General features: G+C 69.7%; 12 protein-coding genes. 9 read left to right on the plus strand and 3 right to left on the minus strand.

The genetic code is table 11. From position 1 onward, the window contains the following. Nucleotides 1-16: 16 nt before the first annotated feature. The 8 genes from FXF60_RS06070 to FXF60_RS06105 all read left to right on the plus strand — a co-directional run bounded on the left by FXF60_RS06070 (nt 17) and on the right by FXF60_RS06105 (nt 8,663). Nucleotides 17-1,270 carry a cupin domain-containing protein gene (locus tag FXF60_RS06070; RefSeq protein WP_202879573.1) on the plus strand — a complete coding sequence of 418 codons (1,254 nt, stop codon included), beginning with the start codon at nt 17-19 and terminating at the stop codon, nt 1,268-1,270. Nucleotides 1,271-1,275: 5 nt separating this feature from the next. Then, nucleotides 1,276-2,247 (plus strand): ferredoxin family protein, encoded by a 972-nt coding sequence (locus FXF60_RS06075; protein ID WP_151524539.1) that lies wholly within the window; start codon nt 1,276-1,278, stop codon nt 2,245-2,247. 254 nt (nt 2,248-2,501) lie between these two features. Next, nucleotides 2,502-3,836 (plus strand): ABC transporter substrate-binding protein, encoded by a 1,335-nt coding sequence (locus tag FXF60_RS06080; RefSeq protein WP_192796628.1) that lies wholly within the window; start codon nt 2,502-2,504, stop codon nt 3,834-3,836. Between the two features lie 64 nt (nt 3,837-3,900). Further along, on the plus strand, nt 3,901-4,791 hold the full coding sequence (locus tag FXF60_RS06085) for a carbohydrate ABC transporter permease (protein ID WP_151524544.1): 891 nt from the start codon (nt 3,901-3,903) through the stop codon (nt 4,789-4,791). Further along, entirely contained in the window at nt 4,788-5,606 is an 819-nt protein-coding gene (locus FXF60_RS06090) for a carbohydrate ABC transporter permease (RefSeq protein WP_151524546.1), read from the plus strand. The genes FXF60_RS06085 and FXF60_RS06090 overlap by 4 nt, the downstream gene beginning before the upstream one ends. Next, a complete protein-coding gene (locus tag FXF60_RS06095; protein WP_192796629.1) occupies nt 5,603-7,054 on the plus strand; it encodes an FGGY-family carbohydrate kinase in 1,452 nt (483 codons plus the stop codon). The genes FXF60_RS06090 and FXF60_RS06095 overlap by 4 nt, the downstream gene beginning before the upstream one ends. Then, the gene (locus FXF60_RS06100) at nt 7,051-7,689 is read left to right on the plus strand and encodes a class II aldolase/adducin family protein (RefSeq protein ID WP_151524560.1); all 639 of its coding nucleotides are present in this window, start codon (nt 7,051-7,053) and stop codon (nt 7,687-7,689) included. The genes FXF60_RS06095 and FXF60_RS06100 overlap by 4 nt, the downstream gene beginning before the upstream one ends. Next, nucleotides 7,686-8,663 (plus strand): ketose-bisphosphate aldolase, encoded by a 978-nt coding sequence (locus tag FXF60_RS06105; RefSeq protein ID WP_238335733.1) that lies wholly within the window; start codon nt 7,686-7,688, stop codon nt 8,661-8,663. Before FXF60_RS06100 ends, FXF60_RS06105 begins: the two co-directional genes overlap by 4 nt. On the opposite strand, the gene FXF60_RS06110 is transcribed toward FXF60_RS06105, so the two are convergent. The 3 genes from FXF60_RS06110 to ileS all read right to left on the minus strand — a co-directional run bounded on the left by FXF60_RS06110 (nt 8,664) and on the right by ileS (nt 14,545). Beyond that, entirely contained in the window at nt 8,664-9,443 is a 780-nt protein-coding gene (locus tag FXF60_RS06110; RefSeq protein WP_192796630.1) for a DeoR/GlpR family DNA-binding transcription regulator, read from the minus strand. It abuts the gene before it with no gap. 297 nt (nt 9,444-9,740) lie between these two features. Next, nucleotides 9,741-11,201: a bifunctional folylpolyglutamate synthase/dihydrofolate synthase gene (locus FXF60_RS06115; protein ID WP_151524563.1), complete on the minus strand. Its 1,461-nt coding sequence runs from the start codon at nt 11,199-11,201 to the stop codon at nt 9,741-9,743. Further along, nucleotides 11,198-14,545: an isoleucine--tRNA ligase gene (gene ileS / locus FXF60_RS06120; RefSeq protein ID WP_151524565.1), complete on the minus strand. Its 3,348-nt coding sequence runs from the start codon at nt 14,543-14,545 to the stop codon at nt 11,198-11,200. The genes FXF60_RS06115 and ileS overlap by 4 nt, the downstream gene beginning before the upstream one ends. A 324-nt stretch (nt 14,546-14,869) precedes the next feature. Between ileS and FXF60_RS06125 the strand changes: the two genes are divergently transcribed. Continuing rightward, on the plus strand, nt 14,870-15,673 hold the full coding sequence (locus FXF60_RS06125; RefSeq protein WP_151524567.1) for a DUF427 domain-containing protein: 804 nt from the start codon (nt 14,870-14,872) through the stop codon (nt 15,671-15,673). Nucleotides 15,674-15,823 lie beyond the last annotated feature (150 nt).

Here is a 15,823-nt window from a genome sequence, read left to right on the forward strand (position 1 = left end):
CGCAGGACCGCACGTGGTGAGGGCCGGGAGACCGGCCCTCACCCGACTCCTGGGCACGCTCGACCCTGACACCTTCGCCCGCGACCACTGGGGGCATACCCTGCACCTCGCCGGCGTGGAGGACCGCGGTGGCGACGAGTTCACCGACCTGTTCTCCCTCGACGCCGTGGACGAGCTCGTCTCGGACCGCGGGCTGCGCACCCCCTTCCTGCGCGTGGCCAAAGACGGGTCGACCCTGCCGGAGAGCGCCTTCACCTCCTCCGGAGGCACGGGCGCCGGCATGCCCGACCAGGTCGACGACACCAGGCTGCTGCGGCTCTTCGCCGACGGGTCGACGGTCGTGCTGCAGGGGCTGCACCGCACGTGGTCGCCGATCCGCGCCTTCGCCGGCGACCTGGCCGACGACCTCGGCAGCCCGGTGCAGGTCAACGCCTACATCACGCCGGCGGCGAACCAGGGCTTCGACGACCACTACGACGTGCACGACGTCTTCGTGCTGCAGGTCTCCGGCACCAAGCGGTGGTCGCTGCGCGAGCCGGTGCTGCCGCAGCCGTTGCGCAGCCAGCCGTGGACCGACCGGCGGGACGAGGTGGCGGCCGCCGCGCAGCAGCCGGCCCACCTGGAGACCACGCTGCGCCCCGGTGACTGCCTCTACCTGCCCCGCGGCTGGATCCACTCCGCGCGGGCGATGGGTGAGGTGAGTGCCCACCTCACCATCGGTGTGCACGCCTGGACCCGGCACCACCTGGCGCGCTCGGCCCTCGACCTGGTCGGCGCGGGGCTCGGTGACGAGGACGACGTGCGCCGCAGCCTGCCGATGGGTGTCGACCTGTCCGACCCGGACGGGTGGCGGGACGACGTCGAGCAGGTCCGGTCCGCGCTGCTGCGGCGGCTGCGCGACCTCCCCGCCGAGGACCTCGCCGCGTCCCTCCACGACAGCCAGCGGCGCAGCGCCCGGCCGGCCCCGGTGCGCCCGCTCGCCCAGGCCGCAGCGGCCGAGCAGCTGCGCGCGAGCGACCAGGTCGTCCTGCGGCGCCACCTGGCGCCATCCCTGCACACCCAGGGTGAACGGGTCAGCCTCGTCTCCCGGGTCGCCACGTTCACCCTGCCCGAGGCATACCGCCCCGCCCTGGAGCGCCTGCTCGAGGGCGAGCCGGTCACGGTCCAGGAGCTCGGCGCGCTCGGGGGTCTGGACGAGGCAGATGCCGTGGAGCTCGCCCGGGGGCTGCTGCGCCGCGGCGTCGCGTGCGTGCCCGACCAGCAGTCCTGACCCGGATGACCGACACCTTCCGCTGCTCGGACGCCGCGCGCGAGCGCGGTGACCCGATGCTCGGCACCGCTCCCCCGCAGCCCCGCCTGCTGCTCGTCCAGACACCCCGCCCCTGGTCGCCGAATGCGCTCCTGGCCCTGCCTGCGGAGGTGAGGGACGAGATCTCGTCGCGGGCCGAAGCGGCCCAGGCGAGGGTGCTGCTCATCCGTCGTCCTGGAGCACGCCCCGTCCAGACCCCGCCGTGGTGCTGGTATGCCGTGGACCCGCTCGGGCCGCCGGGAGGCCGGGTCATGCGCGGCACCTGGAACACCGGCCAGGACCTGGTGCAGGCGGCCGTGCGCCTGCAGGCAATGGTTCGCGATCATCACGGCGGCAGCGCCGCCGATGAGCCTTCCGACGAGGAACTCGTGCTCGTGTGCACGCACGGGCGTAAGGACGTCTGCTGTGCGGTCCGGGGTCGGCCGGTCGCCGCAGCCCTGTCCCGCGAGTGGCCAGCGGCTACATGGGAGTGCTCGCACACGGGGGGTGACCGGTTCGCGGCGAACGTGATCGTCCTGCCAGACGGGGCATGCTACGGCGGACTGGACGCGGACACTGCCGTACGAACCGTGCTGCGGCACCGACAGGGTCGCCCCGACGGCACGTTGCTGCGAGGCAGGATCGGCGACCATCGGCTGGTGCAGTGCGCCGTCGTCGACGCCCTGACCAGATGGCAGCTGGCGTGGGGGGCGGTTCGTCCGCTCGATCTCCGGTTGCACCTGCCGTTGGACGGAGACGAGGAGCCGCTGGGGCACGACGGCATCGTGGGACGGTGGCAGGTCGATGTCGAGGTCGAGGGCCACCGACGGTGGCGCGCCGTCGGCGTGGAACGTCTCGCACCCGCCCGACGCCTCACGTGCGACGCGCCGCGGGCCGGGAGCGTTCGGGTTCCGGAGGTCACTGGTTGGGAACGACTCGGCGCCGAGGGCACGAGCTGAATCGACGTCCGAGATCCGGGGTCGACTCGCCGTCTGTGCCACCAGCGTTGAATCCCTCCCCCAGGTGTCGGACGCGGAACCATCTCGGGCCCTAGGAGCAGTCCCGATCTTCGATTACGACAACCGGACAGCCGGTATGGAAAAAGAAAGAACAGTTGTCGAAGAATGCGGCTTCGGCCCGTCGACGGGCACTCTTCGTTCGCCTACAGTTCGGGAATCTTTCGACGATGAGATCGAACAAAGGAGTTCCCTTCATGCGAGCACAGTCCATCGCGGTGGCCACGACACTCGTCGGGCTCGTCACCCTCAGCGCCTGCGCCGGGCAGTCCAACACCGGCGGTGACGGGGAATCGGGGACGGAAGTAGCCGAGGGTGACTCAGGGACGGTGTCCTTCCGCTCCTGGAGCCCCATCGAGCAGACGACGATGCAGATGATCGAGGCGACCGAGGCCAGCACCGGGGCGGAGATCGACGCCACCATCTTCAACTACCCGGAGTACATCGTCGACCTGCAGACCCGTGCAGGGTCAGGGACCCTCGCCGACGTGGTCGGTCTCCAGCCGGGTGCCCTGACCCAGCAGTATCGGGAGAACCTCATGCCGCTGCAGGACTGCGCCGAGCAGACGTGGGGAGCAGACTGGCAGGACCAGTTCTACCCGATCGGCCTGGACCAGGCTCGCATGGGCAATCCGGACGGGGACGACAACTTCTACGCGCTCCCGCTGCTCACCCAGACGGTGAACCTGTGGGCCAACTCGGAGATCCTTGACGAAGCCGGCCTCGAGCCGCCCCAGACGTGGGACGAGCTGACTGCAGCGGTCGACACGCTGGGAGAGGGGTCTGCCGTCCCCTTCCTGCTGCCGGCCCAGGACTCCTGGTTGCGCAACGTGGTCTTCCTGCAGATCGCGAACAACGTCTCGCCAGGCACCGTCTACGAGGCGGAGAGCGGGGAGATCCCGTGGACCGACCCCCGGATCGTCGAGGCGATCGGGTGGTGGGAACGGCTGTTCACGGACGGTATCGCTCAGGAGGGAGCCATCTCCCTGGACGCCTACCCGAGCGGTGCGAACCAGTTCGAGGCGGGAGAGGCGGCCATGATCCCACTCGGCGCGTGGTGGATCCAGCAGTCAGATCCCAGCCGGGAATCCATCCCACCTCTGGCGGAGGGTATGGCGGGATTCGAGCCCTTCCTCTTCCCGACCATTCCCGGAGGCGCGACGGAGCCGCAGTTCGTGGGTGGCATCGATGTGGCCCTCGGCATCTCCGCCAACGCCTCGGATCCCGACCTCGCCTGCGCGGTCCTCACGGACTGGATCGCCGGCGACGGCGCGCAGGTCCTGATCAACACCTTCAACGACATCCCTGCCGTCACCGGAGTGAGCCCGCAGGAGTTCACGAGCGAGAAGCAGGAGGAGATCTGGGGCCTCTTCGTCGACGAGTGGCTGCCGCAGGTCGAGTACTCCCGCTACTTCGAGGACCCCGACATCGACAAGGCCGTCGCCGACGCCTTGGCTGCAGTGGCGACGGGAGAGGCCACGCCCGAGGAGGCAGCGCAGAGCATCCAGGACGCGCAGGACGCCCGACGGTGAGGCCACCCGCGACGCGCCGCGAGCAGCGCTTGCGGCGCGCGCGGCTCGCGTAGGAAGAAGAGCTATGTCGATCGCTGCCCGCGACCGCCTCGCGAGTGTCGCGTTCCTCCTGCCGACGCTCGGCCTGTTCGGCGTCTTCGTCGTCTACCCCATCGTCTTCAACGTGCAGGCGAGCTTTCTCGACTGGAACGGCGTGACGGAGGGGACGACCGTCGGTCTCAGCAACTACAGCACCCTCTGGCAGGACCCGATCTTCCGGACCACCTTGCGCAACTCGGCCCTGTGGATACCGCTCACCATCCTGCCTCAGGCAGCCATCGGGTTCCTGCTGGCACTGGCGCTCAACGGTCCGCTCCGCGGACGGAGCATCTATCGGGCCCTGTTCTTCATCCCGGCCGTGCTCTCCCCGGTGGTCATCGGCATCGTGTGGCAGCGCATCCTGGATCCCTCGACGGGGGTCCTCGCGCAAGCCTCCCGCGAGACAGGGCTGGGTTGGTTGCAGACCGGGGTGCTGGCCGACCCGCAGACAGCCATCTTCGGGGTCATCGCGGTGAACATCTGGACCTGGACCGGCTTCTCGATGCTCTTCTACCTCGCCGGGCTACAGCTCATCGACAAGAACCTGCTCGAGGCGGCGACCATCGACGGTGCCAACCCCTGGCAGGCCACCTGGCGGATCACGCTGCCGTTGCTGCGGAACACTCACCTGTCGCTGCTGATGCTGGGTGTCATCGGGGCCCTGAAGACCTTCGAGCTGATCTACGTGCTGACACAGGCCGGTCCCAACAACGCCACGCAGATGCTGCCGACGTACGCCTTCGAGCAAGCATTCCGGCTCCAGTCGGTGGGATACGCCGGCGCGATCTCCGTGGTGCTCGTGGTGCTCGCGGTGGGGACCTCCCTGGGGATGACGCGGGTGTTCGGGTCTGGATTCCTGTCAGGTGCGGACCGATGAAGCGCGACCGCAGCCAGTGGTGGCACCTGGTGCTGGCACCCCTGGCGGTGCTGTGGATGGTGCCCGTCATCATGGTCCTCGGCCAGTCTCTGCGCCCGGTGTCGCAGCCCGGGACCATCCTGTTCGGCATCCTGCCTGCGGCTCCCAACCTGTCGAACTACGCCTTGGTCTTCGAGCAGAACCCGATCCTCACCCATCTGCGCAACTCCCTGCTCATCACGGTGCCGTCGGTGCTGCTCGTGGTCATGCTCGGAAGCATGACGGCGTTCGCCCTCGCACGGATGCGGGTGCCCTTCAAGGCCGTGGTCTTCGGCTTCATCGTGCTGGGGCTGGTACTACCGATGTCTGGCATCGTGGTCGCCGTCTTCCAGATCCTGCAGACGATGGGGTTGTACAACTCGTTGGTGGGCATCGTGCTCAGCTACTCGGCGCTGGGTCTGCCTTTCGCCGTGATCATCGTGCGAACGACCTATCTCGCTGTGCCGCACGAGACGTTCGAGGCGGCGCGCGTCGATGGGGCCAGCTGGTGGCAGATCTTCTGGCGCATCTACTTCCCGCTGGGTCGACCTGCGCTCGCCGTGGTCGTGATCTGGCAGACCATGCTGTCCTGGAACGACTTCCTGCTGCCGCTGGTCGTCCTGGAATCGACGAACCTGGTACCCCTGACCCTTGTCCCGCTCTCCTACCGAGGAGTGTTCCTCTCCCAGCCAGGGGCGTTGTTCGCGATCTTGGTCCTCATCTCCGTACCCGTGGTCCTGACCTTCGTCGTGTGTCAGCGCTACCTCGTCAACGGCTTGGCGGGGGCGGTCAAGTGAGTCTGCTCGGCATCGACATCGGCACCACAGGGGTGCGCGCACTCCGACTCTCCGAGAGCGGCGAGACCGAGGCTGTCTTCGCCATCGCGACTCCGGTGACACGGTCCGGCGGCGGAGTGGTGACGACTGACGCCGAGAAGGTGTGGGCAGCTGTCGTCGGTGCGGTGCGTCAGGTCGCGAACCCGCAGGTCCAGGCCTTGGCTGTGGCGTCCCAGGGCGAGGCTGTCGTGCCATTGCGTGAGGGGAAGGTGCTCGCACCCGCACCGGTCAGCATGGACACGACAGGGGCGACGGTGGCCCACGGCCTGGCGCGCGTGCTCGGTGCGGAGCGGTTTCAGGAGGTGACAGGCCAGCCTCTCCACCCGATGTGGTCCGTGAACAAGATCGCCGCGGCGCGCTGGGCGGCGCAGGGTGCCACCGACGTTCGCTGCCTCGGGGACTTCGTGGCGGAGCGACTGAGCGGGGTCCCAGCCATGGACTGGACGTCTGCCGCTCGCACAGGTGCCTTCGACGTGACCCGACGACAGTGGTCCACCGAGGTGATCGACGCGGTCAGTGAGGTTTCCCCCGGCTGGGGTGGGGCAGACCTACTACCCGAGGTGGCCGAGCCGGGTGCCACCATCGGCACTGTCGCCGTCGACGTCGCCGACCGTCTCCATCTACCCCACGGCACCAAGGTCGTCGCCGGAGCGCACGACCAGGCCGCATCCTGGTTCGGTGCCGGGGGTGCCCTGGACCCGCCGGTGAGCGTCTACGCGCTGGGCTCGACCGATTGCCTCACCGTCGCTACCCCTCTCCGCCCCTCGGGGCTGAACGGGACCGGGTTGGCCTCCTATCCGATGGGGTCCGGGCGATGGCTGACCCTTGCAGGGACTGCGGCCAGCGGATGGGCCGTGGAGTGGGTCCGCGGACTGACGGGTTCGTCCACCGACCTCGACGACCTCGGCACCGAGCCCAGCGGTTTGCTCGCTCTGGGCTACCTCGCAGGCTCTGGCACGCTCGACAACGACCCGTCGGCGACCGGCATGATCGTCGGCCTGACCCTCGACACCACGGCCGATCAGGTGACGCGGGCGTTGTTGGAGTCGACCGGGTACGAGCTCGCGGCCATCCACTCCGCGCTGCTCGCCCGACAGGTCGAGCCCGGCATGCTGGTGGCCGTCGGCACGGGTTCGCGCGGCAGGTCTCTCCAGGTGCGCTCGGACGCGTCGGGTCTGCCGCTGGCGCGAGGCCCTGACCACGCCAGCGCCCGTGGTGCTGCTGTGCTGGCCGGAACGGCGATCGGGGCCCTGGCCGGCCCCTCCTACTCGCCCGGCACCCCGATCCGCCCGCGCGCCAATGCCTGGTATGCGCGAGCACGCCGGAGCTATCGAGAGATCTCCCCCGGCATGACGCAGGTCTCGCGTCTGCTCAAAGAACCTCACCCCTCAGACAAGGAGAACCCATGACCGCGTTCGACCTGGACCAGGCTCGCGCCTCGATCCTGGCCTACAGCCTGCGCTCGATGGAGTACGGACTGAACTTCAACACCCAGGGCAACATCTCGATCCGGGTGCCGGGCGAGCAGGAGCGCTTCCTGATCACACCCACCGATCTGGAGTACGACCGCATGAGCCCGGAGGACATCGTGCTCGTCGATGCTCGAGGCGAGGTGGTCGAAGGCCGGCACGAGCCGTCCTCCGAGGTGACGGTGCACCTGGCGACCTACAGGAGGCGCCCGGACGCCCACGCGATCGTGCACACCGAGCCGCCCTACGCCAACGTCTGGGGAGTGATCGGCGAACCCATCCGCGGCACGTTGGTCAACATGGTGATCTACACCAAGGGGGAGGTGCCCATCATGCCTTTCGCGCAGAGCAACAACGCAGCCTTCGGCGACGCCATGTGCGACGTGATGGGAGACACCAATGCGGTGGTGTGGGCCAACCACGGCCTGCTGACCGTGGGTGCGGACCTTCGGCAGGCGTTCAAGACCACGGTCGCCGTGGAGTCCGCAGCCAAGGTGCAGCTCGGGGCGCGCGCCGTGACCGACAGTCCGATCGTGCTGGACTACGCCTCGCTGGGCTTCAGCGATGCGCTGTGAGCGGCGGGCTGCGCACGCTGCGCGAGGTCCTGGCCGACGCCTCGGCAGGTGGATACGCCGTAGGAGCCTTCAACGTGTCCACCCTCGACCAGGCGTTCGCGGTGCTGGAGGCCGCTCGAGCTCAGCGGTCGCCGGTCATCGTTCAGGCGATCGCGGGAATGCACCCGTACACGGGCAGCGAGTCCTGGTGGTGGAGCCGATTGCGTGAGGCGGTCGATTCCTACCCTGAACTGGGCGCGGTGCTGCACCTCGACCATGGGATGACGCAAGAGGACTGCCGCCGGGCCATCGATCACGGTTTCACCAGCGTGATGCTGGACGCCAGCCGCGCTTCGGACGGGTCGCCATCGACCTTCGAGGACAATGTGCGGCGCACGCGGGCCGTGGTGCGAGACGCGCACGCCGTCGGAGTCAGCGTGGAAGGAGAGCTGGGCACCGTGGGCGGCGAGGAAGCTGGTACCGACGGCGCGCCAGAAGATGTGGTCTACGCCGATCCCGACCAGGCCGAGGAGTTCGTCCTCGCGACCGGCGTGGACGCGCTCGCGATTGCGGTGGGCACCAGCCACGGGTCGGTCAAGTTCACCGACCCGTCCCACGTCACACGACTTCGCCTCGATCTCATCCGCACCATCGCGCAGACGCTTCCGGACACGGCTCTGGTGCTCCACGGGTCGTCCTCGGTCCCGGAGGCAGCGGTCGAGCGGATCAACGCTGCCGGCGGTCGTGTGCGACCGAGCTACGGCTGCTCCACCGAGCAGAAGCAGCTCGGGATCACCAGTGGCATCCGCAAGATCAACCAGGGCACAGACTCGCACCTGGCGTGGACGGCAGCCCTGCGCGAGCGGCTTCGCGATGCGCCGCACGAGGTCGAGCCCAGCGTCGCGGTAGGCGCGGGGATGGAGGCGATGTCCAGCATGGTCGCCACCCGGATGCAGCAGTTCGGCTCCGCCGGCAAGCTCCTCACCCCCGCCTGACTAGGCCTTGATCACTTCGATCCCGCACGCCTCGATGTCGGCCACCACGGACGCCGGGGCCTGCCTCGTCGTGATGAGGGTGTCGACACCGGCCAGCGGAGCGACCTGCGTCAGCTGCACGCGCCCGATCTTGTCGCTGTCCGCGAGGACGACTCGTCGATGAGAAGCCTCGAGCATACGAGCCTTGACTGCAGCCTCGGTCATGCTGGAGTTCGTGATCCCGGCCTCGACGTCGACCCCGTTGCAGCCGATCACACCGACATCGGCTCGGATCCGCCCGATGACCGCGTCACCGAGCGGGTCGACCAGGGAGTGCTGCCGAGGGCGCAGCGTGCCACCGGAGATGACGACAGTGTGCCGGGGGATGGTCGGTTCGAGCTCGAGCGCGATGGTCAGCGAGTTGGTGATGACCACGACCCCCTCCAGGTCGTCCCTCGCCACCAGAGCCCTCACCATGGCAGTCGTCGTCGTGCCGGCATCGATCATCACCGCCGCGCCGGGCGAGAGCAGGCCGACCGCCACCCTCCCGATGCGTTCCTTCTCGTCGGCCGCACGCAGCAGCGACGCCTCGTAGCCAGCCTCGTCGGCGACCGACCGGCGACCGGGCACAGCGCCACCGTGGACCCGCCGGACGGCGCCGGAGCGGGCCAGGTGGGTCAGATCGGAGCGCACGGTCACCTCGGTGACCTGCATCTGCTGTGCCAGCTCGGTGACGCGGGCGAAGCCTTGGGCGTTGACGATGTCGAGGATTCGGGTCCGGCGAGCGTGCGCAGGGGGCACCGGCGGACGCGCAACGGGTCCGTCCTGCGCGGTCACTCGCACACCGTCACAGGGAGTCGGTGGCCGTCACGCACGTGCGCGGACACCCGAACCACGTGGTTGTCCGGTCCAGGTCTGGGTGAACGATCGCCGATCACCGCTACGTCGACTGGTGAAGTGCAGACACCTCGCCAGTGTAGGTGGCCTGGACAAGCGTCCATCCGGAGCAGGTCGTCGGTCGCCCACGGTGACGCCGTTCGGTCGATCCTCCGTGCCGGCTGGGCCGCGCTGCCGGACCGGCCGGCCGGCCGTCGACGGCTAGGTGGTGCGCAGCCCCAGCAGCTCGCGGACCTCCGCGGCGGTCGTCACCGAGCCGGTGGCGACCACGGCGCCAGCCACTCCTCCCTCGTCGGCCAGGCCGGCGGCGACGTCCAGGGCGTCCGGCAGGTCGTGGACGACGGTCACGCGGTCCTCGCCGAAGTACTCCGCGACGAGCTCTCCCAGCCGGTGCGGCCGGATCGCCCGGGGCGAGGTGGTGCGCGAGACGACCACGTGGTCGAGCACCGGCTCCAGCTCCTGGACCATGTGCTCGGCGTCCTTGTCCTCCAGCACCGCGAGCAGCCCGACGAGGCGGGTGAAGGTGAAGGACTCCTGCAGTGCCTCCACCAGCGCGGCGACGCCTGCCGGGTTGTGCGCGGCGTCGACCAGCACCGTGGGTGACCTGCGGACGATCTCCAGCCGTCCCGGCGACGTGACCTCGGCGAGCCCGGCGCGCAGCACCTCGTCGGTCAGGGGCTGCTCACCGCCGCCGACGAAGGCCTCCACCGCCGCGATCGCGATCGCCGCGTTGTGCGCCTGGTGCCCGCCGAAGAGCGGCAGGAAGAGCCCGGTGTAGTCCCCGGCCAGCCCGCGCACCGAGATCTGCTGCCCGCCGACCGCGACCTCCCGCGCCAGGACGCCGAAGTTCACCCCCTCCGCCCGGAGCTGGGCGCCGACCTCGTCGGCCCGCGCGCTGAGGATCTCCATGACCTCCGGCTCCTGCACCCCGACCACGGCGATCCCGTCGGCCTTGATGATGCCCGCCTTCTCGGTCGCGATCTCCTCCACCGTCCCGCCGAGCAGGCGGGTGTGGTCCAGCGCCACCGGGGTGAGCACCGCCACGTCGCCGACGGCCACCGAGGTCGCGTCCCAGACACCACCTAGCCCGACCTCGACGACGGCCACCTCGACGGGGGCGTCCGCGAAGGCGGCGTAGGCCACGGCGACGATCACCTCGAAGTAGGTCATCCGCACCCGGTCCGCCTCGTCCGGAGACGCCATGCTCTCGGCGTCCACCATCTCGACGAACGGCAGGACGTCGTCGTAGGCGGCGAGGAAGGCCTCGATCGAGATCGGCTGCCCGTCGATGCTGACCCGCTCGCGCATGTCGTGCAGGTGCGGGCTGGTGAACCGCCCGGTCCGCAGCCCCATCTCGCGCAGCAGCCGCTCGGTGATCCGTGCCGTCGAGGTCTTCCCGTTGGTCCCGGTGAGGTGGATCATCCGGAACGACGTCTGCGGGTCGCCCATCAGCTCCATCACCCGGGCCACCCGGTGCAGCGTGGGCTCGGGCATGTGCTCCGGCGTGCGGGCGAGGATCGCCTCGCTGACCTCGGCGTAGCGCGCCAGCGTCGCCGGGTCGGTCTGCGGCGGACCGCCCGCGTCGTCGGTGGGCACGGCCCCGCCGGGCTCCAGCGGCAGCTCGGTGCTGCCGTCCTCACCCGCGAAGAGGTTGTCGCTCATCGTCCGGCCTCCTCACGTCGGCTGATCAACAGCTGCACGGTATGCCCGCCGCCCAGGTCGGCGGTGCTGGCGTGGGCACCGTCCCGGGCAGGGGGCAGGTCGTGCCCTCCCCCGGCGGCCCCGAACTGCACGGCGAGCGTCTCGCCCATGACGAGCTGCTGGTGCGCCATCGCGGCATCCCAGACCTCGTCGTCGCCGACGACGGTGAGGCTGATCCGGTCGCTGATGTCGAGGCCGGCGTCCTTGCGGGCACCCTGGACCGCGCGCACCAGGTCGCGCGCGAGGCCCTCCTTGGCCAGGTCCTCCGTGACCTCGGTGTCGAGCACCACGAAACCACCGCCAGGCAGCGGCGCGGTGGCGCGGGAGGTGGCCCCGGCAGACTCGCCCACGACCGTCTCGAGGGTGAACTCACCCTCCTCCAGCGCCACCCCGCCGCTGGTGACCGCGCCGTCGTCACCGACCGTCCAGTCGCCGCTCTTGGCCCCCTTGATGGCGTGCTGCACCTCCTTGCCGAGACGCGGGCCGGCGGCCCTGGCGTTGACGGTGAGCCGTTGCTCGACCTGGAGGTCGGCCAGCGCCTCGGGGTCGTTCGCGTCGAGCACGGTGAACGCCCGGACGTTGACCTCGTCCATGATCACGTCGGTCACCATCCGCTCCCGCGCGCCGTGCTGGGACGGCACCAGCGTCCCCACGTCCGGCAGCACCACCGTGAGCCGCGGCAGCGGGAGGCGCACCCGCAGCCCCTCGGCCTTGCGCATCCCGAGCGCCGCCGAGCAGACCTCGCGCACGGTGTCCATCGCGGCGACCAGACCGGCGTCGTCGGGCAGGTCGGCCACCTCCGGCCAGTCGGTGAGGTGCACCGACTCGCCACCGGTGAGCCCACGCCATACCTCCTCGGTCAGCAGCGGGAGCAGGGGCGCGGCGACCCGGCAGGTGATCTCGAGCACGGTGTAGAGCGTGTCGAAAGCACTCTCGTCCTCGGCCCAGAAGCGGTCGCGGGAGCGCCGGATGTACCAGTTGGTCAGCACGTCGACGAAGTCCCGGATCACCTCGGCGGCGACCGCGATCTCGTTGCCGTCGTAGGCCGCCTGCGCAGCCTCGACGAACTCGCGGGTCTTGGCCAGGACATACCGGTCCAGCTCGTGCTCGGACCCGGTCGACCACCGTGCCTCGTAGCCCGCGGCGTTGGCGTAGAGCCCGAAGAAGTACCACGCGTTCCACAGCGGGATCATCGTCTGCCGGACGCCGTCGCGGATGCCCTGCTCGGTGACGATGAGGTTGCCGCCGCGCAGGATCGGGCTGCTCATGAGGAACCACCGCATCGCGTCGGCCCCGTCCCGGTCGAAGACCTCGCGCACGTCCGGGTAGTTCTTCAGCGACTTGGACATCTTCTGCCCGTCGCTGCCGAGCACGATCCCGTGCGACAGGCAGGTCGAGAAGGCCGGCCGGTCGAAGAGCGCCGTCGCGAGGATGTGCAGGGTGTAGAACCAGCCCCGGGTCTGCCCGATGTACTCCACGATGAAGTCGGCCGGGAAGTGGTGCTCGAACCACTCCGCGTTCTCGAACGGGTAGTGCACCTGGGCGTAGCTCATCGACCCGGAGTCGAACCACACGTCCAGCACGTCCTCGACCCGGCGCATGGTGCTCTGCCCGGTGGGGTCGTCGGGGTTGGGGCGGGTGAGCTCGTCGACGAACGGCCGGTGCAGGTCGACGTTGCCCTCACGGTCGCGCGGGAGCACTCCGAAGTCGGCCTCGATCTGCTCCAGCGAGCCGTAGACGTCGATCCGCGGGTAGGCCGGGTCGTCGCTGCGCCACACCGGGATCGGGCTGCCCCAGAAGCGGTTGCGGGAGATCGACCAGTCGCGTGCGTTCTCCAGCCACCGGCCGAACTGCCCGTCCTTGATGTGGTCGGGGACCCAGGTGATCTCCTGGTTGGTGCGGAGCATGTCCTCCTTGAACCTCGTCACCTCGACGAACCAGGACGACACCGCCTTGTAGATGAGCGGCTGCTTGCAGCGCCAGCAGTGCGGGTAGGAGTGGGCATAGCTCTCGCGGCGCAGCAGCACGGTGCCCTCGGTGACGCTGCCCTGGTCGGAGGTCTCGCCGCCGAGCTGGTTCCGCGTGGCCGCCACGAGGTGGTCCTGGATGGGCGCGTTGGCGTCGAAGACCAGCATCCGGGCGTACTCGTCGACCGGGTGCATGAACGCTCCGTCGGCCCCGACCGGCATGACCGGCTCGATGCCCTCGCGGTCGGTGACGACTTTGTCGTCCTCACCGAAGGCGCCGGCGGTATGCACCAGGCCGGTGCCGTCCGTCGTCGTGACGAACTCCGCGACCACGAGCCGGTGCGCCCGCTCCCAGCCCTGGTAGTAGGAGAAGGGCGGGCGGTAGGACCGACCCGCGAGCTCGGCGCCGGTGTAGCTGCCGAGGACCTCGGGCTGCTCCCCCAGCTCCTTCGCGTAGGCGCCGAGCCGCTCCCGGGCGATCAGGTAGCGCTGCGGCTCGGCCCCCTCACCGGCACCGGGGAGCGGAGCCTGCACGACGACATACTCGATCTCCTCGCCGACCATGATCGCGAGGTTGGCGGGCAAGGTCCACGGGGTCGTCGTCCAGACCAGGGCGAGCGCCCCGTCCAAGACGCCGTCCGGTGTCTCGCCCGCCAGCAGCCGCGCACCCACGGTCACGGCCGGGTCCTGGCGCACCTGGTAGACCTCGTCGTCCATCCGCAGCTCGTGGTTGGACAGCGGGGTCTGGTCGTTCCAGCAGTAGGGCAGGACGCGGAAGCCCTCGTAGACCAGGCCCTTGTCGAACAGGCTCTTGAACGCCCAGAGCACGGACTCCATGTAGTCGACGTTGAGGGTCTTGTAGTCGTGCTCGAAGTCGACCCACCGCGCCTGCCGGGTGACGTAGTCCTGCCACTCGTCGGTGTACTTCAGCACCGACTCCCGGCACTTGGCGTTGAAGGCCTCGATGCCCAGTCCGACGATCTCGTCCTTGGTCTTGATGCCGAGCTGCTCCATCGCCTCGAGCTCGGCGGGCAGGCCGTGCGTGTCCCAGCCGAACCGACGCTCGACCCGGCGTCCCCGCATGGTCTGGTAGCGGGGCACGACGTCCTTGACGTAGCCGGTGAGCAGGTGGCCGTAGTGCGGGAGTCCGTTGGCGAAGGGCGGGCCGTCGTAGAAGACGTACTCGTTGGCACCGTTCTCGCCCGCGTCGCGCTGCTCGACGCTCCTGGCGAAGGTGTCGTGCTCGCGCCAGTAGGCCAGCACGGCCTGCTCGATCTCCGGGAAGCGCGGCGAGCTCGTCAACGCGTCGGCGGAGGTGCTGGTCCGGGGGTAGGCCATGGGGGTGGCTCCTGCTTCTGGTGCGACGACGGTCGTCGTCGTGGTCGGCATCGATCCACGAGGACGACGCTGCCCCGGGTATGCCCGGGTCGGCACCGCGGTACCACCTCGCTTGCGTGCCGCCCGCCTCGGTGGGCAGGTGCAGCACGCCGCTTCGTGTCGGCTGTGACGGGCCTACCCGTGCGGGTCTAGTGGGCGCTCCCGGTGGGGCCAGGGGCCGTTCTTCCGCAGGCTCGCCGCTGATGACGGCTCGAGCGCCTGTGCTCCCATGCTAGCGCCTCGGCCCCGGTGCGGCGGGCACCGATCGCTGCCACCATCGTGACCATGGCCACCAGGTTCTCGATCCTCGCCCCGCCGATCTCGGACGAACTGCGCTACGAGCCACGGCGGCAACGCGTCCGCGTCAGCTACGACGGCCGGCCCGTCGCCGACACCTGCGACGCGTGGCTGGTGTGGGAACCGCGACGGGTGGTCCCTCGGTATGCGCTGCCGGTGCGCGACCTCGTGGCCGACCTCCACGCGGGGGACGACATCCGGCCCGATCTCGCCAGCCTGCCGCCGGTCGTCCCGCCGAACCTCACGACGACCACGGCACCCGGCACCGAGATGGCGATCGGCGTCGACGGACAGCCCGTCGGGTCGGCATACCGCCCGGCCGACGAGGACCTCGCCGACCGGATCGTCCTCGACCATGAGCCCTTCACCTGGCACGAGGAGGACGAGGAGCTCATCGGTCACCCGCGCGACCCGTTCAAGCGGATCGACGCGCTCGCCTCCTCACGGCACGTCCGGGTCTGCCTCGACGGCGTCGTGCTCGCCGACTCGACACGGCCGGTCATGCTGCTCGAGACCTACCTGCCCGACCGGTGGTACCTCCCCCGGGCCGACGTCCGACTCGACCTGCTCACCCCGACCGACACCCACACCACCTGCGCCTACAAGGGCGTGGCCTCGTACTTCAGCTACGCACCCGCTCGGGACGCCGGGGCGGGCATCGCGTGGACCTACCCCGCGCCGATGAATGACGCCGTGCCGGTCACGGGCATGGTGTGCTTCCTCGCCGAGCGGTGCGACCTGAGCATCGACGGGGTCGACCTCGACCGTCCTCGGACGCAGTGGTCGAGGTAGCTTGACTTAGCGGAAAGAAGCGGTGGATGGTGAGCAGCCGGCCCCGGTTCCGCGAGTCGTGCCGACGACACACCCGACCTGAGCGGCTCCAGCGTTCACGTGAACGCTGGAGCCGGGATCGGTCGGCGCGGCGGCCTGATGGATCACGCT

Source organism: Serinicoccus kebangsaanensis, from assembly GCF_008919445.1.
In the GTDB taxonomy this organism is placed as follows: Bacteria; Actinomycetota; Actinomycetes; order Actinomycetales; family Dermatophilaceae; genus Ornithinicoccus; species Ornithinicoccus kebangsaanensis.